Source organism: Sphingomonas sp. S2-65, assembly GCF_021513175.1.
In the GTDB taxonomy this organism is placed as follows: Bacteria; Pseudomonadota; Alphaproteobacteria; order Sphingomonadales; family Sphingomonadaceae; genus Sphingomonas.
Window position 1 is genome coordinate 1619971 of sequence record NZ_CP090953.1, and the last position, 24006, is coordinate 1643976.

At 66.4% G+C, this 24006-nt stretch carries 33 protein-coding genes; 24 read left to right on the top strand and 9 right to left on the bottom strand.

Translation table 11 applies throughout. The features are described 5' to 3' along the window. Window positions 1–3: 3 nt before the first annotated feature. The 4 genes from LZ586_RS07595 to LZ586_RS07610 all read right to left on the bottom strand — a co-directional run bounded on the left by LZ586_RS07595 (window position 4) and on the right by LZ586_RS07610 (window position 1844). Window positions 4–726: a hypothetical protein gene (locus tag LZ586_RS07595; protein ID WP_235079224.1), complete on the bottom strand. Its 723-nt coding sequence runs from the start codon at window positions 724–726 to the stop codon at window positions 4–6. Next, entirely contained in the window at window positions 723–1133 is a 411-nt protein-coding gene (locus LZ586_RS07600; protein ID WP_235079226.1) for a Panacea domain-containing protein, read from the bottom strand. The genes LZ586_RS07595 and LZ586_RS07600 overlap by 4 nt, the downstream gene beginning before the upstream one ends. A gap of 157 nt (window positions 1134–1290) precedes the next feature. Continuing rightward, on the bottom strand, window positions 1291–1614 hold the full coding sequence (locus LZ586_RS07605) for a DUF5615 family PIN-like protein (protein WP_235079227.1): 324 nt from the start codon (window positions 1612–1614) through the stop codon (window positions 1291–1293). After that, a complete protein-coding gene (locus LZ586_RS07610; protein ID WP_235079229.1) occupies window positions 1611–1844 on the bottom strand; it encodes a DUF433 domain-containing protein in 234 nt (77 codons plus the stop codon). Before LZ586_RS07610 ends, LZ586_RS07605 begins: the two co-directional genes overlap by 4 nt. A 352-nt stretch (window positions 1845–2196) precedes the next feature. Here LZ586_RS07610 and LZ586_RS07615 point away from each other — a divergent pair, with 352 nt between their 5' ends. From LZ586_RS07615 to LZ586_RS07655, 9 genes are all read left to right on the top strand, one after another. Continuing rightward, window positions 2197–3351 carry a hypothetical protein gene (locus LZ586_RS07615; RefSeq protein WP_235079230.1) on the top strand — a complete coding sequence of 385 codons (1155 nt, stop codon included), beginning with the start codon at window positions 2197–2199 and terminating at the stop codon, window positions 3349–3351. Between the two features lie 289 nt (window positions 3352–3640). Then, window positions 3641–3856 (top strand): cold-shock protein, encoded by a 216-nt coding sequence (locus LZ586_RS07620; protein WP_235079232.1) that lies wholly within the window; start codon window positions 3641–3643, stop codon window positions 3854–3856. Between the two features lie 71 nt (window positions 3857–3927). After that, on the top strand, window positions 3928–4131 hold the full coding sequence (locus LZ586_RS07625; protein WP_235079233.1) for a hypothetical protein: 204 nt from the start codon (window positions 3928–3930) through the stop codon (window positions 4129–4131). Beyond that, window positions 4128–4274 carry a hypothetical protein gene (locus tag LZ586_RS07630; protein WP_235079235.1) on the top strand — a complete coding sequence of 49 codons (147 nt, stop codon included), beginning with the start codon at window positions 4128–4130 and terminating at the stop codon, window positions 4272–4274. The genes LZ586_RS07625 and LZ586_RS07630 overlap by 4 nt, the downstream gene beginning before the upstream one ends. A 347-nt stretch (window positions 4275–4621) precedes the next feature. After that, the gene (locus LZ586_RS07635; RefSeq protein ID WP_235079236.1) at window positions 4622–4774 is read left to right on the top strand and encodes a hypothetical protein; all 153 of its coding nucleotides are present in this window, start codon (window positions 4622–4624) and stop codon (window positions 4772–4774) included. 142 nt (window positions 4775–4916) lie between these two features. Next, the gene (locus LZ586_RS07640; RefSeq protein ID WP_235079237.1) at window positions 4917–5417 is read left to right on the top strand and encodes a hypothetical protein; all 501 of its coding nucleotides are present in this window, start codon (window positions 4917–4919) and stop codon (window positions 5415–5417) included. 17 nt (window positions 5418–5434) lie between these two features. Then, window positions 5435–5902: a DUF3597 domain-containing protein gene (locus LZ586_RS07645; protein WP_235079239.1), complete on the top strand. Its 468-nt coding sequence runs from the start codon at window positions 5435–5437 to the stop codon at window positions 5900–5902. A gap of 3 nt (window positions 5903–5905) precedes the next feature. Beyond that, window positions 5906–6373 (top strand): hypothetical protein, encoded by a 468-nt coding sequence (locus tag LZ586_RS07650; protein WP_235079241.1) that lies wholly within the window; start codon window positions 5906–5908, stop codon window positions 6371–6373. 46 nt (window positions 6374–6419) lie between these two features. Continuing rightward, on the top strand, window positions 6420–6848 hold the full coding sequence (locus LZ586_RS07655) for an OsmC family protein (protein ID WP_235079242.1): 429 nt from the start codon (window positions 6420–6422) through the stop codon (window positions 6846–6848). Here LZ586_RS07655 and LZ586_RS07660 read toward each other — a convergent pair. Further along, entirely contained in the window at window positions 6833–7282 is a 450-nt protein-coding gene (locus LZ586_RS07660) for a cupin domain-containing protein (protein WP_235079244.1), read from the bottom strand. The genes LZ586_RS07655 and LZ586_RS07660 overlap by 16 nt on opposite strands. A 107-nt stretch (window positions 7283–7389) precedes the next feature. Between LZ586_RS07660 and LZ586_RS07665 the strand changes: the two genes are divergently transcribed. From LZ586_RS07665 to LZ586_RS07685, 5 genes are all read left to right on the top strand, one after another. Further along, on the top strand, window positions 7390–7731 hold the full coding sequence (locus LZ586_RS07665) for a glycine zipper 2TM domain-containing protein (RefSeq protein WP_235079246.1): 342 nt from the start codon (window positions 7390–7392) through the stop codon (window positions 7729–7731). A gap of 56 nt (window positions 7732–7787) precedes the next feature. After that, window positions 7788–8969, top strand: coding sequence for a glycosyltransferase (locus LZ586_RS07670; RefSeq protein ID WP_235079248.1), 1182 nt, complete (start codon window positions 7788–7790; stop codon window positions 8967–8969). 54 nt (window positions 8970–9023) lie between these two features. Continuing rightward, a complete protein-coding gene (locus tag LZ586_RS07675; protein ID WP_235079249.1) occupies window positions 9024–9224 on the top strand; it encodes a hypothetical protein in 201 nt (66 codons plus the stop codon). Between the two features lie 88 nt (window positions 9225–9312). Beyond that, the gene (locus LZ586_RS07680; protein WP_235079251.1) at window positions 9313–9894 is read left to right on the top strand and encodes a hypothetical protein; all 582 of its coding nucleotides are present in this window, start codon (window positions 9313–9315) and stop codon (window positions 9892–9894) included. Beyond that, on the top strand, window positions 9887–10069 hold the full coding sequence (locus tag LZ586_RS07685; RefSeq protein ID WP_235079253.1) for a hypothetical protein: 183 nt from the start codon (window positions 9887–9889) through the stop codon (window positions 10067–10069). Before LZ586_RS07680 ends, LZ586_RS07685 begins: the two co-directional genes overlap by 8 nt. 45 nt (window positions 10070–10114) lie before the next feature. Here LZ586_RS07685 and hslU read toward each other — a convergent pair whose 3' ends face one another. Continuing rightward, window positions 10115–11407 carry an ATP-dependent protease ATPase subunit HslU gene (hslU, locus tag LZ586_RS07690; protein WP_235079254.1) on the bottom strand — a complete coding sequence of 431 codons (1293 nt, stop codon included), beginning with the start codon at window positions 11405–11407 and terminating at the stop codon, window positions 10115–10117. Window positions 11408–11564: 157 nt separating this feature from the next. Beyond that, window positions 11565–12119: an ATP-dependent protease subunit HslV gene (hslV, locus tag LZ586_RS07695; RefSeq protein WP_235079255.1), complete on the bottom strand. Its 555-nt coding sequence runs from the start codon at window positions 12117–12119 to the stop codon at window positions 11565–11567. A 171-nt stretch (window positions 12120–12290) separates the two neighbouring features. Between hslV and LZ586_RS07700 the strand changes: the two genes are divergently transcribed. After that, the gene (locus tag LZ586_RS07700; RefSeq protein WP_235079256.1) at window positions 12291–13517 is read left to right on the top strand and encodes a threonine synthase; all 1227 of its coding nucleotides are present in this window, start codon (window positions 12291–12293) and stop codon (window positions 13515–13517) included. Window positions 13518–13734: 217 nt separating this feature from the next. Further along, the gene (locus LZ586_RS07705; protein ID WP_235079257.1) at window positions 13735–13968 is read left to right on the top strand and encodes a KTSC domain-containing protein; all 234 of its coding nucleotides are present in this window, start codon (window positions 13735–13737) and stop codon (window positions 13966–13968) included. Between the two features lie 26 nt (window positions 13969–13994). On the opposite strand, the gene LZ586_RS07710 is transcribed toward LZ586_RS07705, so the two are convergent. Together LZ586_RS07710 and LZ586_RS07715 are read right to left on the bottom strand one after the other, a co-directional pair. Next, complete coding sequence (locus LZ586_RS07710) at window positions 13995–14660, bottom strand: alpha/beta hydrolase (RefSeq protein ID WP_235079259.1); 666 nt, start codon at window positions 14658–14660, stop codon at window positions 13995–13997. Between the two features lie 202 nt (window positions 14661–14862). Then, window positions 14863–15438: a TMEM175 family protein gene (locus LZ586_RS07715; protein ID WP_235079266.1), complete on the bottom strand. Its 576-nt coding sequence runs from the start codon at window positions 15436–15438 to the stop codon at window positions 14863–14865. A 145-nt stretch (window positions 15439–15583) separates the two neighbouring features. Between LZ586_RS07715 and LZ586_RS07720 the strand changes: the two genes are divergently transcribed. From LZ586_RS07720 to LZ586_RS07755, 8 genes are all read left to right on the top strand, one after another. Continuing rightward, window positions 15584–18043, top strand: coding sequence for an ATP-binding protein (locus tag LZ586_RS07720; protein ID WP_235079271.1), 2460 nt, complete (start codon window positions 15584–15586; stop codon window positions 18041–18043). Between the two features lie 101 nt (window positions 18044–18144). Next, on the top strand, window positions 18145–18990 hold the full coding sequence (locus LZ586_RS07725) for an alpha/beta hydrolase (RefSeq protein WP_235079273.1): 846 nt from the start codon (window positions 18145–18147) through the stop codon (window positions 18988–18990). Further along, window positions 18984–19196 (top strand): hypothetical protein, encoded by a 213-nt coding sequence (locus LZ586_RS07730; RefSeq protein WP_235079274.1) that lies wholly within the window; start codon window positions 18984–18986, stop codon window positions 19194–19196. Before LZ586_RS07725 ends, LZ586_RS07730 begins: the two co-directional genes overlap by 7 nt. Before the next feature lie 116 nt (window positions 19197–19312). Next, window positions 19313–19972 (top strand): hydrolase, encoded by a 660-nt coding sequence (locus tag LZ586_RS07735; RefSeq protein ID WP_235079276.1) that lies wholly within the window; start codon window positions 19313–19315, stop codon window positions 19970–19972. Between the two features lie 70 nt (window positions 19973–20042). Further along, window positions 20043–20879, top strand: coding sequence for an alpha/beta fold hydrolase (locus LZ586_RS07740; protein ID WP_235079277.1), 837 nt, complete (start codon window positions 20043–20045; stop codon window positions 20877–20879). Between the two features lie 24 nt (window positions 20880–20903). Continuing rightward, a complete protein-coding gene (locus LZ586_RS07745) occupies window positions 20904–21143 on the top strand; it encodes a DUF1427 family protein (RefSeq protein ID WP_235079279.1) in 240 nt (79 codons plus the stop codon). 77 nt (window positions 21144–21220) lie between these two features. Continuing rightward, complete coding sequence (locus tag LZ586_RS07750) at window positions 21221–23074, top strand: amidohydrolase (RefSeq protein WP_235079281.1); 1854 nt, start codon at window positions 21221–21223, stop codon at window positions 23072–23074. Window positions 23075–23103: 29 nt separating this feature from the next. Continuing rightward, a complete protein-coding gene (locus LZ586_RS07755) occupies window positions 23104–24003 on the top strand; it encodes a glyoxalase (RefSeq protein WP_235079283.1) in 900 nt (299 codons plus the stop codon). Window positions 24004–24006: the final 3 nt, after the last annotated feature.

Below are 24006 nucleotides of genomic sequence, written 5' to 3' on the forward strand. Positions count from 1 at the left end.
GACTTACTCTGCCACGCCCTTCCTTGCTGCGAGTTCACGGAGGATGATTGGAACAGCGTCGTCTAGCGCATTGCCATAGCAATCAAATTGTCGCCGCAACTCATCGTCGGTAAGAAGCCAAGTTTTATTAACCCATACTTCTCTCACTTCGCGCACACTCTTGGAGAACCGTAATCGCGGCACAAACAGGATGAGCGCGTCCGAACCCTCAAAATCTTCTTGCGTCAAAATCACGCGCTGAATCATAGTAGCGAGAAGACGTTTTTGAAAATCGCTCAGAGAGACCGACGACCAGCCAATGATAAAGACAGGAGTTAGCTTCCCCTCCCGATTGTAAACAAAGGTGGGGCGAACCGGTATCGTGATATTTCGACCAATCGGATAGCGCTCGATCATGCCATCAAACGCTCTGAGGCCTTTGATGCCATTCTTGTCTAGCCATGGCAGCAGGGCGGTAGCGATTTCGTGGCCCAGTTTACGAACTAAAGGATCAAGAATCAGATTGATTCCGCTCCGGGTAGTTGCAGCTGAAACACCAAGGGTCACGTAGTCCGCTACGAGCCTGTAAATCTGCGCAAGCGCATGTCGGGGCTTAGCCAGCGCAAACCTTGTGATGCGCAACGTCGTCTCGTCACGGCGACGATCATTCAAGCGAACCCAATTGGCCAGCGAGGGTGGCCGCCGCATTTCTTCAACACGTTCTTGGGCAGTCTTCGACTTCTTCAATCGTGCCTCCCGCCACCAGCTTCCATTAGAAGAGACGGACTAATCTCCATCCCCGGATTCGCATGTCCTTCGTACCACCAAACTCGATACCATGCACCATTACGTTCATGCGACAAAGCGCGAAGCTCAGCTGCGCTGTGAAACATCAACGGAGTGATTACTTCTCTCAAGAAGCTCTCTTCTTGGTCTGATAAGCAAATCAGCGCCTCTTGAAACTCCTCCGACGCGGTCGAGAAGACCTTCGCGCGGCCGAGGACTGAGCCATTGCCGTAGCTTTTAAAGCTTTGATATAGCTCCCTAAATACCGGGCCATGCTCCCAGGCTTCAATCTTGGCGTTCGTTAGTAGTTGATCACGTTTGAGTAGAAATGCCTCAACTGCGAAGAACGCCAGCTTGTTGATACCCATGTTGGTATGTCGCACGCCGAGTTGCTCAGCATAGTCTAATATCCAATTGGCTAGCCCCCTGACGCTGTGGCCGAGTCGTTGCGGCCCCTGGTAGGCATCACCGGGTTCTCGATCCAATCTCATAGCATCCCGCCATGTAGCTTTGCTCGAGGTTCAATCATATGACTTCGATATACCTCTCAGAAGCAGCCAGCAATCGTTGCACCTGATCCCAGCGGGCCTCCAACCAAGCAAGTAGCGCTCGGTTCGTCGCATTCCCACAGCGCAGCCACACGAACGCAAACCGATCGGGCAGTCGCAGCGTGACGAAATCCTCATCCTTGCTGACCAGCACCGCGCCGTCCGCTTCAGCCCGAGCCGCAATATCGGCGTCGCTCGCTGCCACCATGCCGATCTCGAACACATGCTCCGCCTCATGGCCACGCTCGCGCAACCACCCGCACAAAGCGGGCGGCAGTTGCGCGTCGACCAGGAACTTCATTCGGCGGCGAGCACTACCGGATGGTCAGCCTGCCGCGCGGCATAGGCAAGCACCGCCCGCACATCTTCCTCGCTGAGGTAGGGAAAGTCCCCGACGATCTCGCCCGGGCTGGCGCCGCCCGCCAGCATCTCGAGCACATCGGTCACCCGAACACGGGTACCGGCCACGATTGGCCTGCCTCCGCACACCAGCGGATCGACTGCGATGCGGGGAAAGCCAGCCAGCGTCATTGCAACAACATGGGCAGATTATGCGGAAATCGCAAATGTTCGACCCGTTCAAATCAACGCCGCCGCCGCCCGGGCGGCAGGAAAGACCGCGTGCCGCTATCCTGCCGCTGCGCGGCTTTCCCCCTCCTCCGCGCCTCCGCGCCTCCGCGTGAGCACCCCTCCCTCCTCCGCGCCTCCGCGCCTCTGCGCGAACCCCTTCTTCCTCCCCGCTCATAGAAGAACAAAAAAAGAACTTTCCTACAGCCCCCGTTCCGGCATATCTGACGAGTCGCATTGCACCAGAACAGGAGCAGCCGACCATGTCCAAGCACCTCGCCCCACCCACGCGCCCCGCGCAATCGGGAGCGCCGCGATGAACGCCCCCGCCAACCTGCCCCACCCCACCGCCGCCGCGCGCGAGCGGGCGCAGCGGCACGATGGCTGGACGCCCGACCGCCAGCGCTATTTCCTTGAGGCGATCGCCGAGGGGCAGACGGTGGAAAGCGCCGCGCGGCTGGTCGGCATGTCCGCCGCCTCGGCCTATGCGTTCCGCCGCCGCGCGCCCGCCACCACCTTCGCGATGGGCTGGTCCGGCGCCAACCTGCTGGCGCGCGAGCGACTGGCGGCGATGCTGTTCTCGCGCGCGATGGAGGGCCAGGTGGAAACGCTCACCCGCCCCGATGGCTCGACCATCGCCCGCCACAAATTCGACAACCGCCTTGCCGCGACGATGCTCGCCCGGCTCGACCGCCAGGCCGACGATCCGGTATGCGGCCCCGCGCTCGAAGCCGCCCGGCTGATCGCGCAGGAGTTCGACGCGTTCCTCGACATGGTCGAGCGCGACGAGGGGCCGGCGCGCACCGGGCTGTTCCTCGGCACCCGCGCCGCCGGTTCGGTCGACCTGGCGCCGATCGTCAGCCTCGCGCGCGCCGACCGCTATCTGCGCACCGGCGTCCCGCGTGCCGAGGATGTCACCACCGCCGATCTCGACGTCACGCGCCGCACCGAATGGAGCGCCGAGCAATGGCAGCGCGCCGAGGCCGCCGGACTGCTCGTGCTCGGCCCGCCTCCGCGCGATGGTGCGTCAGGACCGCAACTTCCTCAACTTCACGATGGCGAGGAAGGCGACGAGGACGAGGATGCCGACGGACTGCCCCCGGTGTGGTGGGCCGACGGGGAATGGCGCACCAGCTATCCGCCGCCCGAGGATTTCTGGGGCGACGAGAGCGGCAGCTTCGGCAACCCGGAATATTCGCGCTCGCTCACCGAGGAGGAAGAGGCCGCGCACGAAGCGATCCACACCGCCATCAACGACGAGGACCGCGCGATCGCCGAGCGGAGGCGCGACCGCTATTTCGGCTTCGCCACTGCTCCCGCCGCCGAGGAGGATGCACCCGAACCGCCCGCCGCCGCCCCGGACCGCGTCCCCGACGCCGGCGTCGCTGCCGCACCGGACCTACCGCCCGATATCCAGGGGCCTGACGCCGAGTGGCTGGCGCAGACCGACCTTTATCGCGGAGCGGGTTGAACCGGCGGGGCTACGCCCGGGGACAGCGATATCCGCTGGCTGCGTCCTTTATACGTGCGACCGAAAAACGCGGTTCGCCGCCAAGTTTTGCCGAAATCACGCGGCGGATCGTCCGCGATCTGCGGCGTGCCGCGGGCAAACCCTTGTAATTCTCGAATAAGTTGTCATATAGGAGATGCTTCAGTCGCAATTGACGGTCTTCGGCGCTTTGCGGCCCTTCTTCCTTCTCTCTGCCTTGCAGCACGAGGTTCGTCCGGATTGGGCGCGCCGATCATAGAAGGAATATCCCATGAGCAATAACGGCACCGTCAAGTTTTTCGACGCCACCAAGGGTTTTGGTTTCATCGCTCCGGACAATGGCGGCGCGGATGCGTTCGTTCATATCAGCGCTGTGGAGCGTTCGGGTCTCGGCACGCTGAACCAGAACCAGCGCGTCAGCTATGACATGGAGCAGGACAAGCGCGGCCGCGCGTCGGCTTGCAACCTGAACGCCCTCGACGGCTGATCTCCCCCTCTAAACCGGCGCGCTCCGTTCGCGGGGCGCGCCGTTTCTATTCTCAGACGGGAGTGTTCATCATGGGTAATCAACCCGATTATCGCGCGCAGGCCGCCAAGTGCCGCGCCGACGCTGATACCTCCACGCTCGACAATGTCCGCGACCGCAACCTGCGCGCGGAAGCCGCCTGGCTCGAAATGGCCGTGCGTCAGGACCGCGTCACTGCCTCGCGCAGGGACCGCGAGCCGGCGCTTCAGGAAATACCCCTTCAGGAAACTGCATGAACTTCTTCGACAAGATCCACGAGACTCAGATTACCCGCCGCGCACGCCGGCCGCTTTCCCTCTCCTTCGGTCGCCCGGTGCTCGCCATTGCGCCCTGCCCGCGCGAAACCGCCCGCGCCGCGGTCCTCGAAATTCTGGGCTGAGCAGCCTAAAGGCACGGCTGGCGCCGTGCCACGCGCCGCCTCACTCTTTGCCCGGCAGCCCTGACAGGGCCAGCTGCGCCGCCTGACCCAGCCGCGCTGAAGCAAGACCGGATCGCGCTCCACCCGCTGAGCTGCACCGCCTTGCACGCCGCTGCACGGGACCCCACATAACTGACAGGGCGCGGGCTCTATGCGGCACGGTTCCGCCGGAACCTTCGCGCCCCTAAATACTTCCGACGCCTGCATGGGATCGGACGGTCGGTCCGGCCGTTATCGCTGCATCCGCTGATCGGAATGTCGCCGCCGCCGTCTCTGCGCGGCGCTTGCAAACACAACACAGGACCACAATGAACTTCTTCACGAATATCCAGGAAATGCAGATTACCCGTCGTAGCAACCATCCGTTCTCGGCCTTCGTGCCGATGCATCGCCGCCTCTTCCCGATCGAACCCTGCCCGCGCGAAGTCGCGCGCGCCGCGGTCCGCGAAGTGCTCGGCTAAGCCCAAAGCGGGCGTCCCGAAGTCGCGTGACAGCGACTCGGCCGCCCGCGCCAAGGCTCCTTGGGAGCCATTCGTTTTGCGGGAACACCACCCCACCCCGCCCGTTGAAGCCAGCAACCCCAATCATCACGGGATTGTAACCATGGCAGCGAAGACACCCCGCAAGCGCGCCCCGCGTGCGGAAAACGGCGACACCAACACCCCCACCAAATCTCAGGCTTCCACAGCCAAGACCAGCGGCCGTTCGCTTGCGCTCGGCACCTTGTCGGCCGGCGCCGTGATCGGCGCGGTAGCCGCCGCGCTGTTTGGCGCGAAGAAGCTCGGCAAGCGCAGCTACACCGATGGCCAACCGCTCGCTCCCGGCGCACAGCCTGATCCCGTCGCGACGCCCGCCACGGGCCCGGCCGCGGCACAGAACACCCAGACCGCCGGCTCGGCCGAGCACGTCCCCACCGATCTGATGGGCGACAAGCATCCCGGGTTCGAGGATCGCGCGGTCGACGCCTTCCGCCCCGATCCCACTGCGCCGATCCCGGAGGGCGAACGCGATGCCTTCCGCCCCGCGCTCGCTGGTGCTCAGGCGCCGACGCTCGTCTCCGGCCAGGCGCAGGAGAACGAACGCATCAACGCCATGCCGTCCTGAATCGGGAGAAAACTGACATGAGCATCTTCGGCAAGATCAAGGACGCCATCTTCGGCAAGAGCGGCGGCCCGTTCAGCGACAATTATCTCGGCCACAGCAACAATCGCCGCGACACTCCCGCTGCCGCGCCGGCTTCGCACCCCGCGCCGGCAGCGCCCCAGGCGCAGGCTCCGGTATCGCCCCAGGCACAGCAACCTGCGCCTGCAGCGCCTGCCCAGTCGCAACCGGTGGATGTCGAGCAGGTCCTGACCACCATTTCTGCCGGCAAGGGCAATCCGGACCTGAACTGGCGAACCTCGATCGTCGACCTGATGAAGCTGCTCGACCTCGACTCGAGCCTCGACAACCGCAAGGAACTGGCGACCGAACTCGGCTATACCGGCGAGAAGAACGGCTCGGCCGAGATGAACATCTGGCTTCACAAGGCCGTGATGCAGCAGCTCGAGAAGAGCGGCGGCAAGGTGCCGGCTTCGCTGAAAGACTGAGCCATGGCCGTCGACTACAAGCAGTTGTCGAAAGGCCTTGGCTGGTTTTCGCTCGCTCTGGGTGCGGCCGAGTTGCTGGCGCCGCGCAAGATCACGCAGGCGCTCGACGCTGGAGGTAATGAGCGGCTGGTAAGGGCGTTCGGCGCGCGGGAGATCGCCGCCGGGCTCGCCATCCTCGGTGCGCCGGCGCATGCCGAGCGCGTCGGGTCCCGCGTCGCCGGCGATGCGCTCGATCTCGGCGCGCTGGCGCTGGCGGCTCGCAATTCACCGCGCAACCCGTGGGTGTGGGGCGCGATCGGATTCGTGGTCGGCGCAACGGTCGCCGACGTGCTCGTCACCCGCGGCCTGAAGCAGACGCCGGATGCCGGAAACTCCGACCTCACCGGCTTCCTGCCGCGCGCCGGCTCGGGCCGCGCCACCTCCGCGGAACCTGCACACACTGCGAAAGGAATTGCGCCGGTCGTCGGCTGACGCCTATCCGAACCTTCAGTTTACGTAGCCACCCAAGGAGACTCGCATGACGACGCGTACAGCGACTGCCCGCTACGAAGGCTTCGGCAAGGAAGGCAAGGGTCAGCTCACCACACAATCGGGTGTGCTCGAGGCGACCCCCTACAGCTTCAACACCCGCTTTGGCGATGAGAAGGGCACCAATCCCGAGGAACTGATCGCCGCGGCCCATGCCGGCTGCTTCACCATGGCGCTCAGCTTCGCACTGGCCCAGGCCGGGTTCAACGGCGGCACGCTGGAAACCAAGGCGGCAGTGAAGCTCGATCAGGACGGCGAAGGCGGCTTCAAGATCACGCGCTCAGACCTCACGCTCACCGCCAGCATACCCGGCATCTCCGAAGAACAGTTCGAAGCCCTGGCACGAGGCGCCGAGCAGAATTGCCCGGTCTCCAAGCTGCTCAAGGCGGAAATCAACCTCGACTATACCCTGAGCTGACCATCGCCCGCGCCTGGGGCCCACCCCGGCGCGGCAAGCTCGAAGCCGCCGAACTCGAACCCCGGCACGACTACGCAGCTCACCAGTGTCCAGCCACTGCTGCCATGGGCTGCCTGCCACGCCCCGGCCGGCACTCGCGCCTGCGGCGCCTCGCCATGCAGCACGTCACCGCCAAGGGTTGTAACCCGCACTTCCCCGTTCTCGGCGGCTCCGATCCGCAGTTCCAGCGGCGCGCCGGCATGCCACAGCCAGAGCTCGTCGGCATCCACTCGGTGCCAGTGCGAGCGCTGCCCCGCCTCGAGCAGGAAGTGTATCGCCGTCCCCGCCGCGCGCTCGCCCGGCGCCGCATCGGCCCGCCACGTCTCGCGATACCATCCGCCTTCGGGGTGCGGCCGCAGGTGCAGGGCTGCGATGATCGACTGGGCTTCGTTCAACCTAACCTCCGATGACCGCGCTGTAGTTCTGGGTTCATGAAACCCACGGTACAGGCGGGACGTTTCGTTACCGGTTCTGAAATTCAATGTTCAAGGGAGTAGTTCAAATGCGTAATCTGATGCTTGCTGTTGGTGCGATGTCGCTGCTCGCGCCCGTCTCGATGGCTTTGCCCACCGCCAAGGCGGAAGCCAAGTCGTACACCTACAAGGACGATCAGCGCCGTTCGCGCTATCGTGAGTGGCGCGGGCGCGACGGCCGGACCTATTGCAAGAAGTCCAACGGCACCACCGGGCTGATCGTTGGCGGCGTGGGCGGCGCGCTGGTCGGCCGCACGATCGATACCCGCGGTGACCGCACCGGCGGTACCGTGCTTGGCGCCGTGGCCGGCGCACTGGCCGGCCGTGAAATCGACCGCAGCAACAGCAACAACCGCCGTCGCTGCCGCTAAGGCCTGACCGGTCACGCGGGGCATGGTGTTAACCCTTACGCGCTACAAGCGCGGCCATGCTCCGCGTGCTGGTTCTTTCCACGCTCTTCCCTGACGCATCTCGGCCGAACTTCGGCATCTTCGTTGAGCGTCAGACCCACGCGCTGGCAGCGCGCGACGATGTTGAGGTGCGGGTAGTGTCACCCCGCGGCATCCCGCCCTGGCCCTTGTCGCGCCTGGGCCGTTATGCGCCCCTTTCCGTGCTCCCTACACGCGAGCAGTGGAACGGGCTGCAGGTCCACCGCCCAACCTTCCTCAATCTCCCGGGTACGAGTGGGCGCTTCCATGCCGCCGCGCTTGCTCGTGCAGTCACGCCTGTGCTCGACCGCCTGCGGGACGAGTTCCCGTTCGACGTCATCGCCGCCGAGTTCTTCTTTCCTGACGGCGTCGCGGCGGTCGCGCTCGGCAAGCGCTACGGAGTACCGGTTTCGATAAAGGCGCGCGGCTCCGACATTCATCGCTGGAGCAAGATGCGCGCAACCCGCGGCCAGATCGTGAGGGCAGGACAAGCCGCCGATGGCTTGCTGGCGGTATCAGAAGGACTTCGCGACGACATGGCGGCGCTGGGTATGCCTCGCGAGCGGATCACCTGCCTCGTTACTGGCGTCGATCTTTCCCGCTTCTCGCCGGTCGACCGGCCCGCGGCCAAGGCAAAGCTTGGGATAAGCGGGCCATTGGTGCTGTCCATCGGCGCTTTGATTCCGCTCAAGGGCCATGAGATCGTCATCGACGCGCTCGTGTCCTTGCCCGGAGTGTCGCTGTGGATTGCTGGCGAAGGACCGCATCGGCCGTATCTCGCTCGAAAGATTGCCAGGCTCGGCCTTGGGAATCGCGTTCGCCTGCTCGGCGCGGTGCCCCACAATGTCGTTGCGGACCTGCTCGCGGCGGCCGACGTCATGGCCCTGGCTTCCGAGCGTGAGGGCTTGGCCAACGCCTGGGTCGAGGCGCTCGCCAGCGGTACGCCCGTCATTATTCCTGATGTCGGTGGCGCCCGCCAGGTCGTGCGCACGCACCAGGCCGGGCGGATCGTACCCCGCGATGCCGCCCACTTTGCCGTGGCTATCCAGGATCTGATCGCCACTCCGCCATCCGCAGCCGCGACCCGTGCAACTGTTGAACCCTTCACCTGGGAGGCGAACAGCAGCACCTTGAGCGATTTCCTCCAGCACCTCGTCAACCAGCGCTCCAGCAAGCGCTGACGGAACGGGGCCGCCGCTGCTCCGTTCGTCACCGGGAGCACGACGGAGATTCCCATGGAAGACGACACTCTGCCTCAACACGGCGCAACCACCCGCAAGGATGGCGACGCGCTTGCCGAACAGTTGAACCAGACGACTTCGGTAGATGCGGGCGGCACCGTATCCGGTACGGGCGACAAGGCCGCGTCGCCGGTACCAGGCGGCGAATTGGACGTTGTGTTTGACGCGGAAGAGGACGAGCATGACGGCCATTGAGCCGTGAACGGAACCCTCTGCCCCCCGCTCCGCGTTGACGGCTTGAACGCAGGGTGTCGACCGCGGCGCCCGATGCCTGGAGGATTGCATGGCGAGTAAGAAGAAAAAGGGCGAGGAACGCACGGCCAAGCCGGACAAGGCCGCCAAGCCGAAGCTCGAGAAGAGCAAGGGCGTGCTTCCCAAGACGATCAACGGGGTGAAGCTGCCTAAGGACGTACGCGAAAAGCTCACCGATTTGGCCAAACATCCAATCGTCGCCGAACTGCTCGCCGCTGGCCTGGTCGCAGTCGCCGCGCGGCTCAAGAACGAGCCGAAGATCAAAAACGGCGCATCCAAGGCAGTCAGCAAGGCACTCGATGCCGCCGAAGGCACCGGCCAGGACATGGCGCACGTCGCCGCGAACATCGCCGCTGCAGTCGTGAAACCGGTGGTGAAGCGGATCCGTACCGCTGCCGCCGCCGCTGCGGCAGCCCCGTCGGCGGATGAGCAGGACGCAGGCGCTGCGACGCCCCCTGCTCCCAACCCCAAGCCAATCGCCGCCACCCCGCCGACACGCCGGCCCAGGGCCGCGACCACCGGCACCGCACCGGTCAAGCCCCGCGCCTCTCGCCGCGCGGCGCCTAAACCTACAACCTCGGCGCCGAACGCCTTGGAGAGTGACGATGCCTGACACGCCCGGCGGCACCGATCCGCACAACCTGTCTACCGAACACCAGAAGTCCGGCGACGCGACGCGTCCGAAGGACACGATGGACAGCCCGAACGACGAGACGCATTGGGCCAAGGACTTCGACCCTGCCGGCGATGTCGGCAAGGCCAAGCCCAGCGGCAATCCGACCGACTGAATCGAAGAAGGGCCTCCCGATCGTCTCGGGAAGCCCTTCTGGTTCCTACAGCACGTAGCGGCTGAGGTCGGTGTTGCGCGCCACGCTCGACAATTGCTTGTCGACATAAGCGCCGTCGATCACCAGCGTCGAACCCGAACGATCCTCGGCCTCGAAGCTAACTTCCTCGAGCAGCTTCTCCATCACCGTCGAGAGCCGACGCGCGCCGATATTCTCGATCTCGGCATTCACTTCGGCCGCGATCTTCGCCACCGCGCGGATGCCGTCGTCGGTGAAGTCGATGCTGACGCCCTCGGTGCCGAGCAGCGCGGCATATTGCTGCACCAGGCTCGCCTTGGTGTCCGACAGGATCGAGACGAAGTCCTCCTCGGTCAGCGCCTTGAGCTCGACGCGGATCGGCAGGCGCCCCTGAAGCTCGGGCAGCAGGTCCGACGGCTTGGCGACGTGGAACGCGCCCGATGCGATGAACAGGATATGGTCGGTCTTCATCGGCCCGTACTTGGTCGCTACGGTCGTGCCCTCGATCAGCGGCAGCAAGTCGCGCTGGACGCCCTCGCGGCTCACCGAACCGCCACGCACATCGCTCACGGCGATCTTGTCGATCTCGTCGAGGAAGACGATCCCGTTCGCTTCGGCATCGGCCAGCGCCACACGGCTGACTTCGTCCTGGTCGAGGCGCTTGTCGGCTTCTTCCTCGACCAATTTGTCCCACGCCGCGCGCACGTTGAGCTTGCGCCGCTTGAGCGGGCTGCCGGCCAGCCCCTTCATCATCTCGGACAAATTGATCATCTGCGGCGCGCCGCCGGGCACGTCGAACGGCATGGCCGGGGCCTGCTCGATTTCGATCTCGATCTCGGTATTGTCTAGCACGCCGTCGTGGAAGCGCTGCTTGAACGCCTCGCGCGTCGCGGTGCTCGCATCCTTGCCGGTCAGCGCGTCGAGCAGGCGGTTCATCGCCGCCTCTTCGGCCTTGTCCTTCACCGCGGAACGCCGGCGCTCCTTTTCCAGCCGGATCGCTTCCTCGACCAGGTCGCGGGCGATCTGCTCGACGTCGCGGCCGACATAGCCGACCTCGGTGAACTTGGTCGCCTCGACCTTCACGAACGGCGCGTCGGCCAGCTTCGCCAGCCGGCGGCTGATCTCGGTCTTGCCGCAGCCCGTGGGCCCGATCATCAGGATGTTCTTCGGCGTTACCTCGTCGCGGAGATCGGCACTGAGCTGCTGCCGGCGCCAGCGGTTGCGCAGCGCGACGGCAACGGCCTTCTTGGCATCGCGCTGCCCGATGATGTGGCTGTCGAGCGCGGCGACGATCGTCTTGGGGGTAAGGTTCTGGTTCATCTTCTACTCGTTCCCCTCCCTGCAAGGGAGGGGCTAGGGGTGGGTTTGCGGCGGGCGAGGCTCGATGCCTCGACCGGCGCGCTGTTGGTGAGGACAGGGCTCGCCTTCGGCTCGCACCCACCCCTACCCCTCCCTTGCAGGGAGGGGAGACTGACAATCAGTTCACGCTATCCAGCGTCTCGATCGTCAGCCGGTCATTGGTATAGACGCACAGCTCGCCGGCGATCTTCATCGCCTGGCGCGCGATCTTCTCGGCGTCGCTCTCATAGTCGACCAGCGCGCGCGCCGCAGCCAAGGCGAAATTGCCGCCCGATCCGATCGCCGCGACGCCGCCCTCGGGCTCGAGCACGTCGCCATTGCCGGTGACGATCAACGTCACTTCCTTGTCGGCGACGATCAGCATCGCCTCCAAATTGCGGAGATATTTGTCGGTCCGCCAATCCTTGGCGAGTTCGACCGCCGCACGCAGCAGTTGGCCGTGATGCCGCTCCAGCTTGCTTTCCAGCCGCTCGAACAGGGTGAACGCATCCGCGGTCGCCCCGGCAAAGCCGGCGATCACCGATCCGTCGCCCAGCGGCCGCACCTTGCGCGCGTTGGGCTTCATCACGGTGTTTCCGGCCGAGACCTGGCCGTCGCCGGCGATCACCACTTTGCCCGATTTGCGCACGGAGAGAATGGTCGTGCCGTGCCACGCATTGCTGTTGTCGCTCATAGCCGGCGCATATGGGGAGCGCGTTTGCCAAGCGCAAACAGCCCTTCTTCGTCACCCCGGCCTTGTGCCGGGGCGCACCCTACGGCACGGGAAAGCCAAGGAACCTCAACGCCCTCGCGGGCCGCGCGGTGGCCCCCGGCACAAGGCCGGGGTGACGATGGAAGAAGCACCATGCGCCACGACGACAATCTCACCACCGACCGCCAGACCTTCGTCAGCCATCTCGAATGCTCGATGACCGGCGAGCGCTATGAGGCCGATCAGCTTCACGGCCTGTCGGGCGTCGGCCGCCCCTTGCTGGTGCGCTACGACCTCAAGGGCGTGAAGGCCGCGCTCACTCCCGACACGCTGTCGCAGCGCCCGGCGGATCTGTGGCGCTACCGCGAGTTGCTGCCGGTGCGCCGGACGCAGAACATCGTCTCGCTCGGCGAGACCGCGACTCCGATCATCCCGCTCGAAAAGGAACCCGGCAATGTCTGGGTCAAGGACGAGGGGCGGCTGCCGACCGGATCGTTCAAGGCGCGCGGGCTGGTGATGGCGATCGCCATGGCCAAGGAGCTCGGCGTCACGACGATCGCGATGCCGACCAACGGCAATGCCGGCGCCGCCGCCGCAGCCTATGCCGCCCGCGCGAATATCGAGGCGATCATCTTCTGCCCCGCCGACACCCCCGAGATCAACGTGCGCGAGATCGCCGCGCAGGGCGCCCGCGTCTACCGCGTCAACGGCCTGATCGACGATTGCGGCAAGATCGTCGGCCAGGGCAAGGAGACACGCGGCTGGTTCGATCTGTCCACCCTAAAGGAACCATATAGGATCGAAGGCAAGAAGACGATGGGGCTCGAGCTCGCCGAGCAGTTCGGCTGGGAGCTGCCCGATGCGATCTTCTACCCCACCGGCGGCGGCACCGGGCTGATCGGCATGTGGAAAGCGTTCGACGAGATGGAAGCGCTCGGCTGGATCGGCGCCAAGCGTCCGCGCATGGTCGCAGTCCAGGCGGAGGGCTGCGCCCCAATCGTCCGCGCCTTCGAAGCCGGCGAGCGCCACGCCACCCGCTGGGAAGACGCACACACCGTCGCCGCGGGCATCCGCGTTCCCCAGGCAGTCGGCGACTTCCTGATCCTCGACGCCGTCCGCGCGAGCGGCGGCAGTGCGATGGCAGTCAGCGACGCGGCTCTGGTCCAGGCCGTCGACGATGCCGCGCGTAAGGACGGGCTGCTGCTCTGCCCCGAAGGCGGCGCGACGCTGGCCGCCTATCGCGACGCGCTGGCCAGCGGCCTGGTCGATGCCGAGGAGCGCGTGGTGCTGTTCAATTGCGCGACCGGGCTGAAATACCCGCTGGCGGACAATTCGCACTATCTCGACCGCCACCAGCCCATCGACTGGGCAGCGCTTTAAGTTTCTCCCCTGCAAGGGGAGGTGGCGCGCGCGAGCGCGACGGAGGGATGTCACCGTCAAAAGCGGAGTACCCCGCTTCGAGCGGGATACCCCTCCGTCAGCCCTTCGGGCCGCCACCTCCCCTTGCAGGGGAGGATCAGGACTCGCCTCGCCCCACAACCGACTCGCACCAGCGCAACCACCTGGAACCGGCGATTCCTCCGCACGCTCCACGCCCATGCGTGCCAAGCGGCTCAACTCCTCGATGATCGACCGCATCGTCTTCGACGACGACGCCGAGACGCTGGTCATCGCGTTCAAGAACTCGGGGCGCTACATCTACTCGGGCGTGCCCCGCGCGATCTACGACGCGCTCGCCAGAACAGCCTCGGCCGGCACGTACTTCAACCAATATATCAAGGGCCACTTCCCCTGCCGCCCCGAACGCAAGCGGCACCGGCCAGACAACTGATCCTCCCCACAAAGGGAGGATAGAAGCTACCCCAGCACCCGTGTCACGAAATCGGACCCAAGCTGCAGCCCGGCCGGATCGACGCTGTGCCCCAGCCCGCGCGACACATGCCCCTCGATCGGGAAGCCCAGGCGCTCCAGCTCACTCACCGCATGATGGTACGCCGACACCGGCACCACCGGATCGGCATCGCCATGCACCAGCAGCACCGGCGGCTTGCTGCGCACGGCATCCGCCTCCAGCGACGGTCCGGCGATCATCCCGGAATAGCCCAGGATCCCCGCGACCGCGCGCGCACGCCGGACCCCGACATGCAGCGCCATCATCGTCCCCTGGCTGAAGCCGGTCAGCACCAGCCGGTCGTCGCTCAGCCCATGCTTTGCCAGCAGCCCATCCAGATAGGCATCGAGCACCGGTGCAGCCCGCGCGGCGCCCGCCGCCAGCGCCGCACGCGAGAGATCCTGCAGCCCCCACCATTGGTACCCGCCCGGCGCCCCGTAACAACGCTCGGGCGCGTTCGGGGCGACGAACAGCGTGTGCGGCAGCATCCGCTGCCACATAGGCGCGAAGGAAAGGAGATCGGCTCCGTTCGAACCATAGCCGTGCAGCAGCACGACCACGGAGTCGGGCTTACCACCCGAAGCAGGAAGGCGCTTGGGCCCGTCGAGTTGCGGCATGGCCGACTGCTGCATGAACTATCACCGGAGATTGCTTGGGCGGAGGCAAGATTGCCGAACGGGAGCGGACTGACGCGGGTGCAATGCTTCAAGCGGAGGGGAAAGGGCAATGCCGATGAGGTTACCGCGACGCCGTGGTCGACAGACTTGGACGCTGATCGGTCCCGGCCTTCGCTTCACGGCGCCACCGCGTGACATCGGCTTCTTGATGGTGCGCTTAGCTTTCTGCCGCGTGGGCAAAGCGGCGGTCGGGTACCAGCCACAGGGCGATGACCGCGACGTACAGGCCGATGGCGACCCACCGGCTGACATAAGCGAGCGGGACCGCCGCGACGTACAGCGCAATGCTGCCCCACCCCTTCCAGTCCCTGCCGATCGCGCGTGCGATGCGCGAGTTCTTGCCGTTGCAGGCGATGATCGCGCGTTCAGTGAGCGTGTAGCCGATCGCCGCCAGGCCGAGCACGATGCCGTAGCAGGCAGTGGCGCCGGGCGAGAACGCGCTCTCGTCGAGCCAGCGGATCACGAAGGGCACAAGACTCAGCCAGAAGAGCAGGAACAGGTTCGCCCACAGCACGCGGCCGTCCACCCGCTCGGTGATGTGCAGGAGATGGTGGTGGTTGTTCCAATAGAGCCCGACATTGATGAAGGCGAGCACATAGGCGAGCAGCAACGGCATGCTGCCGCTCAGATCGGCAAGATTGCCCCCGGCCGGCACCTTCAGCTCCAGCACCATGATCGTGATGATGATCGCGATCACGCCATCGGTGAATGCCTCTAACCGTCCCGGCCGCATGCAATGGCTCCTCTTCCGAACACCGCAGAGTTCAGTGCGGGCGATCGCGCGCCGGCTCAACCGAAACTTGCAGCGTCGCTGTGCACGATGTTGCGGGCGAAACAAAAGCAGGTACGAGACGGAGAACTCCCGATCCGCGCCGAGAATGACCGACATGCCCAGCACGCGCTACCGCTTCGGCGCCTTCCTACTCGAGACGCCGCAACTGCGCCTCACCCGCGACGGAGAGCCGGTGAAGCTCGGCGGACGCGCGCTCAACCTGCTGGCCGCGCTCGCCGAAGCCCAAGGCGCACTCGTCCCGCGCGACGCGCTGATCGCGCGGGTGTGGCCCAACCAGGCGATCGACGAGACCGCGCTGCGGGTGCACCTCTCCGGCGCGCGCAAGGCGATGGGGCAGGATGGCGGCAGTCCGATCATCGTGGCCGAACCCGGGCGAGGCTATCGGCTGGGAATCGCCGTGACCCGCGAAGAGGATAACCCGCAGCCGGAGGTTGGCCTCCCGGCGCGCGCCCGGCTGCCGGGGCGGATCGGGAAACTGTTCGGGCGGGACGCAGTGACCGCTGCATTGGCCGGCGAACTGGTCGAGCGCCGGTTCCTCTCGCTGGTGGGACCCGGCGGGATCGGCAAAACGACCGCAAGCCTGGCGATCGCGCAAGCGGTGGCGGAGCGCGGCGACCTGGACGCGTGGTTCGTCGACCTGGCACCAGTCGGCGACGGCACCTTGGTACTTGCGACGATCGCCACCAAGCTGGGCATCCCGGCTTCGGGAGCCGACCTCGCTGACCGTATAGCCGCGCGCCTGGCTGAACGGCCGGCAGTTATGCTCCTCGACAATTGTGAGCATCTGGTTGACGCCGCGGCAGTCGTCGCGGAGGCTCTGCTGCACGGGGCGCCCAACCTGCTGCTGCTCACCACCAGCCGTGAGCCGCTGCGGGCCGAGGGCGAGTGGGTCCACAGGATCGCCGCGCTCGAATTCCCCGGCGATGCGGAGCGCGCGAGCGTCGACGCGGTGGCGCGGTGCTCCGCGACGGCCTTGTTCGCCGAGCGCGCCTCGGCGGTGAACAAGGGTTTCGCCGTAGACGCGCACAATGCGCCGGCCATCATCGATATCTGCCGGCAATTGGACGGGATTCCGCTTGCGATCGAACTGGCCGCGGCGCGCAGCGACACCATGACGCCGCAGGCGATCGCCGCCGGTCTGGACGACCGGTTCGCGCTGCTCACGCGCGGGCGGCGCACCGCGCTTCCCCGCCACCGCACGCTGCGCGGGGCGCTGGACTGGAGCTATGACCTGCTCGATCCGCCGATGCGGGCATTGCTCGATCGGCTGTCGCTGTACCGCGGAGACTTCGATGCGGATCGGGCCCAGCGGATGGCCGACGGCGCCGGCATCCTGCCGCCGGCTGCCGAAGACATGGTGGCCGAGCTGGTAGCGAAATCGATGGTCGTGGCGTCGGTGACATCCGCGGGGGCGCGCTACCGGCTGTTGGACACGACGCGGCATTACGGGCTCGAACGCTTGACCGCGTCGGGCGCGATCCAGGCGGCCCGGCGCGATCATGCGCACATCATCCTGCGCGGGCTGGGCGACAGCGCGGCGGCATGGGAAGGCAAGGCGCCGCGCGAGTGGCTGGCCGAATATAGCGCGCAGATCGACGATGTCCGCAGCGCGATCACCTGGGCCAGCGGCACGGACGGCGACGCCCTGCTCGCGGCAGAACTGGTGATCGCGGCGGCACCCTTGTGGTTCCACCTGTCGCTGCCGGGCGAGTTCCTGAAACATGCCGAGGCCGCCATCGCCGTGATGGACGCAGGCGGCGTCGATCCGTCCCGCCAGGTCGAGCTGCTGTCGGCCTATGGCCACGGGCTGTGGCACACCCAGGGCCCCGTTCCTGCCATGGCAGAAGCCTTTGCGCGCGCACTGGCCTTGGCCGAAGAAATGGGATCGCCGGCGCTGGCGCTGCGTGCGCTCTGGGGTGTCTGGGCGCAGCGGATCCTGGACGGGCACTATGCCGAGAGCCTGGCGCTCGCGCAGCGTTTCGACGCGGCAGTCGGTGCCGAAGGCGCCTTGGGAGACCGGCAGACGGCGGCGCACATGCTGGCGCTGTCGCATCATTTCTCGGGCGACCACGCTCGAGCCATGGCGATGCTGGAGCGCGTCATGGCGGGCGACGCCGTGCCGGAGCGGGCAAACCACGCCAACCATGCCCAGATCGACGGAAAGATCGCCGTGATGAGCCTGTTGATGCGGCTCTACTGGATGCGCGGCGACCTGGACGGTGCGCTCGCCATCGCGCGCGAGTGCGCCCAGGATGCGGCGCGCATCGATCATGCGCTGTCGGTCTGTTACGGGCTGGCGGTCGGCTGCATTCCCGTTGCGATCGCTGCGGGCGAGCCCGTGCTCGCCGCGGCCTGGATCGACGCACTGGCCGACCGTACCGAGCGCCACGGCCTGGATCATTGGGGCGCGTTCGTGTCGGGCTATGCGCGCGCACTGGGCAAGGACGCCCCCTTGCCTGCCTGGATCAGCGGGATGCAGGCAGAGATGTTCGCAGTCGCTTTGGACCCAAAGGCCGCCGTGCCCTGGCGGCGCGAACCGGCTTAACGACTCTTCACGACGCTTAACTCGCGGGCCCGTCCGGGCACCGGCATATCCCTCCTTGCCAAGTCGGTCCCCCACCGGCGCGAAGGTCAAGGAAGAAGCCCGTGTCCCCACCCGTCTCCCGCATCAACCCCGAGCCCCTGCGGATCGCGCCTGCCTCCGCGCATCCGCAGCTCGATCCGGCGGTGCAGTCGTTCCTCGACCGGTGGGAAGAAGGCGCGGAGACGCCGGCACGCGACGCGCCGGTACCCGACATCGCCCTGATCCATCCGGCCGCGGCAGAGCGCACCCTTCCGCTCTATCTCTACCTCGAAGTCCCCTCCGACCGCGCCGAGGACCGCACCCCCGCGCTCCAGGCATTGGCCGACCGTGCCGGCGTGGCCGTGCTGCGGCACATGGTGCCGCTCGGCGCAGACCTGCACACCACCCGTGCCGCGCTGCATCAGACGGTGGAGCGGATCGCCGCAGACGCTGCCCAGCTCGATCCCGCACGGATCGCGATCGGTGGCGACGGGCTGGGCGCAGCGGTGGCGCTGGCCGTGGCGGCCAACCCCGCGCTGCCACGATGGCCGTTCCGCCTGCTCATCCTCGCGACGCCGATCCTCGGCCCGCGCACCGACGTATCGGGCACCGCCTGGCTGACGGCGGAGCGCGCCGCGATGCTCGCCGCCTATGCCGAGCCCATCGCGGCCGACGCCAACATTCTGCCGCCGATCCTGGTCCTCACGGCGGAAGCGGACCCGTTCCGCGATGCCGCCGAGGCGCTCGCCCGGCGCTTGATGGCCGACGGGGCGGACGTGTCGGCGATCCGCACGATCGGCACCATTCACGATTTCACCTGGCTGCCGCCGCTGCGCGACGCGCCCGGATCGCTCGACGCGGCCCGGTTGATGGCAGGCGCCCTGCACCATCGTCTTCACGCCTGCGAGGAAAAGAGCCAGTCATGCTGATGCCCCTGAACACGCCCGGGCGATCCGCCGCGTCGTCGAACGATCTGCCCACCCGCCTCCTGATCGGCTTTGCCGGCATCGCGCTGGTGGTGCTGGTCTGCATCGCACTGGGCAACCAAGGCACGCTGGCGCTGCTGATCTTCCTCTATCTGAGCGGTCTGGCGCTCGTGCTGCGGGCGATGTGCGCCTCGCACGACGGCGCCTGACCATTCAACAATATCGAACGAATAGGTCGATCTTATCGGGATATTCGGGAGAAACGGCGCTGCCTAACGTCCAGTCAGTCGCTGAAACATCGCATCACCAACGAAGGGAACCCACCATGACCATCACCGCCACCGCCACCCCGGGCAAGTCGCTGCTCTCGCCGAGCGACCACACTCTGATCCTCATCGACTTTCAGTCGCAGATGGCCTTCGCCACCAAGTCGATCGCGGCCGAAGTACTGCGCAACAACGCGGCGTTGGTGTCGCACGCTGCGGCGTCGTTCAATGTCTCCACGATCCTGACCACCGTTGCCGAGAAGAGCTTTTCCGGCCCGATGTTCGACGAGATCACCGACGCATTCCCGGGTCAGGCGATGCTCGACCGTACGTCGATGAACACCTGGGAAGACGCCGCGGTGATCGAGGAAGTGAACCGGATCGGCAAGGAGCGGATCGTGTTCGCCGGCCTGTGGACCAGCGTCTGCATCGTCGGCCCCGTCGCTTCGGCGATCGATCAGGGCTTCGACACCTACTTCATCGCCGATGCCTGCGGCGACATCTCGCCCGAGGCGCATGAACGTGCGGTGCAGCGGATGATCCAGCTCGGCGCGAAGCCGATGACCTCGCTCCAGTATCTGCTCGAGCTGCAGCGCGACTGGGCCCGCACCGAAACCTACGACTCCACCACCGGCATCGCGAAGAAGTGGGGCGGCGCCTACGGCCTGGGCATATCATACGCAAAGATGATGTTCGGCGCCTCCGAAGCCAGCCACTGATCTGCCCCACGGAGGCCGCGCCCCGGCCTCCCCAGCCATCCTCACCCACGTTTTTTCGGAAGGTTTTACCATGAGCACCATCACCACCCAGGACGGCACCGAGATCTTCTTCAAGGATCTGGGGCCCAAGGACGCCCAGCCGATCATGTTCCACCATGGCTGGCCCTTGTCCTCGGACGATTGGGACACGCAGATGCTGTTCTTCCTCGCCAACGGCTTCCGCGTTGTGGCGCATGACCGCCGCGGCCATGGCCGTTCTGCCCAGGTCGCCACCGGCCACGACATGGATCATTATGCCGCCGACGCGGCAGCGGTGGTCGAGCATCTCGACCTGAAGAACGCCGTGCATATCGGCCACTCCACCGGCGGCGGCGAAGTCGCCCGCTACGTAGCCAAATACGGCCAACCGCAGGGCCGCGTCGCCAAGGCGGTGTTGGTGAGCGCGGTGCCGCCGCTGATGGCGAAGACCGACGCCAATCCCGACGGCCTGCCGATCGAGGTGTTCGACGGCATCCGCGCCGGGCTTGCCGCCAACCGCGCCGAGCTGTTCCGCGACTTCGCCTCGGGGCCGTTCTACGGCTTCAACCGCCCGGGCGCGAAGGTGAGCCAGGCGGTCATCGACAATTGGTGGCGCCAGGGCATGATGGGCAGCGCGCTCGCCCATTACGAGGGAATCAAGGCGTTCTCCGAAACCGACCAGACCGAGGATTTGAAGGCGATCACCGTGCCGACCCTCGTCCTCCAGGGCGATGACGACCAGGTGGTTCCGTTCAAGAACGCCGCCGTCCGCCAGGCCGAGCTGCTGCAGAACCCGACGCTGAAGATCTATCCCGGCTTCTCGCACGGCATGCTGACCGTCGATGCCGCGGTGATCAACGCCGATCTGCTCGCCTTCATCCGCGCCTGAACCACACGCCGAGGAGTTCCCAGGATGAAGCCATACCTCATCTCGCTTGCCGCCGGGTTGCTGGTCGGCATCGTCTACAGCCTCCTCGGCGTCCGTTCGCCGGCACCGCCGACCATTGCCCTGGTCGGCCTGCTCGGCATCCTGCTTGGCGAGCAGGCACTGCCGCTCGCCAAGCGGCTCGGCTCGCGGCACGAAACCGTCGCCTATCTTCGCACCGAATGCACCGAGCATGTGCTCGGCCGGCTGCCCGGCGACCAGGCATGAGCCTCACTCGCCGCCAGACGCTTGCCGGCGTCGCCGCCACCGCCCTCACCGCCCCGCTCTACGCAAGGACCCCGCTCATGGCCGCCACCGACCTGATCCTCGTCAACGCCAAGGTCACCACGCTCGACCGCGAGAACCCGCAGGCCGAGGCGATCGCCATCCGCGACGGCAAGTTCCTGGCGGCGGGCAGCGAGGCCGAGGTGCGCGCCGCCGCCGGTCCCGGCGCTACCGTGATCGACGCCGGCCGCCGCCGGGTGATCCCCGGGCTGATCGACAGCCACATGCACATCATCCGCGGCGGGCTGAACTACAATATGGAGCTGCGCTGGGACGGCGTGCCGACGCTGGCCGACGCGATGGCGATGCTCAAGCGCCAGGTCGACAACACGCCCGCGCCGCAATGGGTGCGCGTGGTCGGCGGCTTCACCGAGCACCAGTTCGCCGAAAAGCGCCTGCCGACGATCGCCGAGCTCAACGCCGTCGCGCCCGATACGCCGGTGTTCATCCTCCACCTCTACGATCGCGCGCTGCTCAATGCCGCCGCGCTGCGGGTGGTGGGCTATACCAAGGATACGCCGAACCCACCGGGCGGCGAGATCGTGCGCGACGCCGCCGGCAACCCGACCGGGCTGCTGCTCGCCCAGCCCAATGCGACCATCCTCTATTCGACGCTGGCCAAGGGCCCGAAGCTGTCGCCGGACTATCAGCTGAATTCCACGCGCCACTTCATGCGCGAGATGAACTCGCTCGGCGTGACCGGCGTGATCGACGCCGGCGGCGGCTTCCAGAACTATCCCGAGGATTACGACATCATCGGCAAGCTCCACGACGAGGGGCTGCTGACGCTGCGCATCAGCTACAACCTGTTCACCCAGAAGCCGAAGGAAGAGCTGGCCGATTTCTCCGGCTGGGTGAAGCAGGTCTCGCCGGGCCAGGGGGACGACACCTATCGCCACAATGGCGCGGGCGAGATGCTGGTCTATTCCGCCGCCGATTTCGAGGATTTCCGCGTCGAGCGCCCCGACATGCCCCCCAGCATGGAAGGCGATCTGGAGCCGGTGATCCGCCTGCTCGCCGAGCATCGCTGGCCCTGGCGGCTGCATGCCACCTACGACCAGACGATCGGCCGCGCGCTCGACGTGTATGAAAAGGTCAACCGCGACATTCCGCTGACCGGCATCAACTGGTTCTTCGACCATGCCGAGACGATCAGCGACCGCAATATCGACCGCATCGCTGCGCTGGGCGGCGGCATCGCCGTGCAGCACCGCATGGCCTATCAGGGCGAATATTTCGTCGAGCGCTACGGCGCCAAGGCGGCCGAGCGCACGCCGCCGATCGCCAAGATGCTCGCCGCCGGCATTCCCGTCGGCGCCGGCACCGACGCGACCCGCGTCGCCAGCTACAACCCGTGGGTTTCGCTCAACTGGCTCGTCACCGGCAAAACCGTCGGCGGGCTGGGCCTCTATCCCAGCGCCAACCGCATGAGCCGCGAAAAGGCGCTGCGCATGTGGACGCACGAGAACACCTGGTTCTCGAGCGAAGTCGGCAAGAAGGGGCAGATAAAGGCCGGCCAGCTCGCCGATCTGGCGGTGCTTACCGGCGATTATTTCAGCGTCTCCGAAAGCGAGATCCCGCATTTGCGCTCGGCGCTGACGATGCTCGGCGGCAAGGTGGTTTACGGCGAGGGCGAGTTCGCGCCGCTGTCTCCGCCCATGCCGCGGCCGATGCCCGACTGGTCGCCGGTCGCGACGTTCGGCGGCTATCACCGCGATCCCGCCAACGACGCCAAGCTCGCCAGCGCGTGCGGCTGCGCCTCGGCCTGCGGCGTCCATGGCCACGACCATGCCGCGGCGCTGGGCGCCAGCGTCCCTGCCGCCGATGTCCAGAGCTTCTGGGGCTCGCTTGGCTGCGGCTGCTGGGCCGTCTGATCCCCTCCCCTTCTTCAGGAGTTTTCGAGATGAAACGCTTTGCCTTGCTGATCGCCACCGCGCTGGTGAGTGCCGCGCCGCTGGCGCCCGCCGCTGCCCAATTGGCGCCCGCCACCGCCGACTTCTCGGTCGGTCCGCAATATGACACGACGCATGTCTATGTCGCGCCGGGCGATTTCGACCGGTTCGTCACCAGCCTGCTCGCCACCTTCGGCGGCACCGCCACCAAAAAGGGCGAGTTCCAGGTGACGCCCACCAGCAGCAAGACCATGTCGCAGCTGGTGCTGACCCCGGTCGGTTCGCTGTCGGTGTTCGGCTTCGTGACGCCGATCCCCTATCCGTTCGGCGGCGAGCGGACCGGCTATCTGGTGGCCGATATGGACAAGGCGGTCGAGGCGGCGGTGAAGCATGGCGCCGCGCGCCTGATCACCACCTTCCCCGATCCGATCGGTCGCGATGCGGTGGTGCAATGGCCGGGCGGCGTGAACATGCAGCTCTACTGGCATACCGCCAAGCCCAACTACCCCGCTCTGGCAAGCGTGCCGGAGAACCGCATCTATCTGACGCCGGACGCCGCCGACAATTTCGTGCGCCGCTGGGCCGCCTATGCGCATGCCAGGATCGTGTCGGACGAAAAGGCCGCGCCGGGCGTCGAGATCGGGCAGCAGGGCAAGACCTATCGCCGCATCCGGCTCAGCTCGGGCTATGGCAACATGGCCGTGCTGGTCTCCGATGGGCAGCTGCCCTGGCCCTATGGCCGCGACATGACCGGGTACGAAGTGCCCGATCTGGCCGCGACGCTTGCCAAGGCAACCACGGCAGGCGTCGAGACGCTGGTGCCGGCGCATGCCGAACAGGGCCGCACCGCCGCCATCGTGCGCTTCCCGGGCGGCTATGTCGCCGAGATCCACGCGAAGACGGGGGCCTGAGCG

Excerpts from the sequence above, each read along its gene's own strand:
- LZ586_RS07600 (WP_235079226.1), bottom strand. The coding sequence starts at position 1,133 with ATGGGTATCAACAAGCTGGCGTTCTTCGCAGTTGAGGCATTTCTACTC.
- LZ586_RS07605 (WP_235079227.1), bottom strand. The coding sequence starts at position 1,614 with ATGAAGTTCCTGGTCGACGCGCAACTGCCGCCCGCTTTGTGCGGGTGG.
- LZ586_RS07610 (WP_235079229.1), bottom strand. The coding sequence starts at position 1,844 with ATGACGCTGGCTGGCTTTCCCCGCATCGCAGTCGATCCGCTGGTGTGC.
- LZ586_RS07615 (WP_235079230.1), top strand. The coding sequence starts at position 2,197 with ATGAACGCCCCCGCCAACCTGCCCCACCCCACCGCCGCCGCGCGCGAG.
- LZ586_RS07620 (WP_235079232.1), top strand. The coding sequence starts at position 3,641 with ATGAGCAATAACGGCACCGTCAAGTTTTTCGACGCCACCAAGGGTTTT.
- LZ586_RS07625 (WP_235079233.1), top strand. The coding sequence starts at position 3,928 with ATGGGTAATCAACCCGATTATCGCGCGCAGGCCGCCAAGTGCCGCGCC.
- LZ586_RS07630 (WP_235079235.1), top strand. The coding sequence starts at position 4,128 with ATGAACTTCTTCGACAAGATCCACGAGACTCAGATTACCCGCCGCGCA.
- LZ586_RS07635 (WP_235079236.1), top strand. The coding sequence starts at position 4,622 with ATGAACTTCTTCACGAATATCCAGGAAATGCAGATTACCCGTCGTAGC.
- LZ586_RS07640 (WP_235079237.1), top strand. The coding sequence starts at position 4,917 with ATGGCAGCGAAGACACCCCGCAAGCGCGCCCCGCGTGCGGAAAACGGC.
- LZ586_RS07645 (WP_235079239.1), top strand. The coding sequence starts at position 5,435 with ATGAGCATCTTCGGCAAGATCAAGGACGCCATCTTCGGCAAGAGCGGC.
- LZ586_RS07650 (WP_235079241.1), top strand. The coding sequence starts at position 5,906 with ATGGCCGTCGACTACAAGCAGTTGTCGAAAGGCCTTGGCTGGTTTTCG.
- LZ586_RS07655 (WP_235079242.1), top strand. The coding sequence starts at position 6,420 with ATGACGACGCGTACAGCGACTGCCCGCTACGAAGGCTTCGGCAAGGAA.
- LZ586_RS07665 (WP_235079246.1), top strand. The coding sequence starts at position 7,390 with ATGCGTAATCTGATGCTTGCTGTTGGTGCGATGTCGCTGCTCGCGCCC.
- LZ586_RS07670 (WP_235079248.1), top strand. The coding sequence starts at position 7,788 with ATGCTCCGCGTGCTGGTTCTTTCCACGCTCTTCCCTGACGCATCTCGG.
- LZ586_RS07675 (WP_235079249.1), top strand. The coding sequence starts at position 9,024 with ATGGAAGACGACACTCTGCCTCAACACGGCGCAACCACCCGCAAGGAT.
- LZ586_RS07680 (WP_235079251.1), top strand. The coding sequence starts at position 9,313 with ATGGCGAGTAAGAAGAAAAAGGGCGAGGAACGCACGGCCAAGCCGGAC.
- LZ586_RS07685 (WP_235079253.1), top strand. The coding sequence starts at position 9,887 with ATGCCTGACACGCCCGGCGGCACCGATCCGCACAACCTGTCTACCGAA.
- hslU (WP_235079254.1), bottom strand. The coding sequence starts at position 11,407 with ATGAACCAGAACCTTACCCCCAAGACGATCGTCGCCGCGCTCGACAGC.
- hslV (WP_235079255.1), bottom strand. The coding sequence starts at position 12,119 with ATGAGCGACAACAGCAATGCGTGGCACGGCACGACCATTCTCTCCGTG.
- LZ586_RS07700 (WP_235079256.1), top strand. The coding sequence starts at position 12,291 with ATGCGCCACGACGACAATCTCACCACCGACCGCCAGACCTTCGTCAGC.
- LZ586_RS07705 (WP_235079257.1), top strand. The coding sequence starts at position 13,735 with ATGCGTGCCAAGCGGCTCAACTCCTCGATGATCGACCGCATCGTCTTC.
- LZ586_RS07710 (WP_235079259.1), bottom strand. The coding sequence starts at position 14,660 with ATGCAGCAGTCGGCCATGCCGCAACTCGACGGGCCCAAGCGCCTTCCT.
- LZ586_RS07715 (WP_235079266.1), bottom strand. The coding sequence starts at position 15,438 with ATGCGGCCGGGACGGTTAGAGGCATTCACCGATGGCGTGATCGCGATC.
- LZ586_RS07720 (WP_235079271.1), top strand. The coding sequence starts at position 15,584 with ATGACCGACATGCCCAGCACGCGCTACCGCTTCGGCGCCTTCCTACTC.
- LZ586_RS07730 (WP_235079274.1), top strand. The coding sequence starts at position 18,984 with ATGCTGATGCCCCTGAACACGCCCGGGCGATCCGCCGCGTCGTCGAAC.
- LZ586_RS07735 (WP_235079276.1), top strand. The coding sequence starts at position 19,313 with ATGACCATCACCGCCACCGCCACCCCGGGCAAGTCGCTGCTCTCGCCG.
- LZ586_RS07740 (WP_235079277.1), top strand. The coding sequence starts at position 20,043 with ATGAGCACCATCACCACCCAGGACGGCACCGAGATCTTCTTCAAGGAT.
- LZ586_RS07745 (WP_235079279.1), top strand. The coding sequence starts at position 20,904 with ATGAAGCCATACCTCATCTCGCTTGCCGCCGGGTTGCTGGTCGGCATC.
- LZ586_RS07750 (WP_235079281.1), top strand. The coding sequence starts at position 21,221 with ATGGCCGCCACCGACCTGATCCTCGTCAACGCCAAGGTCACCACGCTC.
- LZ586_RS07755 (WP_235079283.1), top strand. The coding sequence starts at position 23,104 with ATGAAACGCTTTGCCTTGCTGATCGCCACCGCGCTGGTGAGTGCCGCG.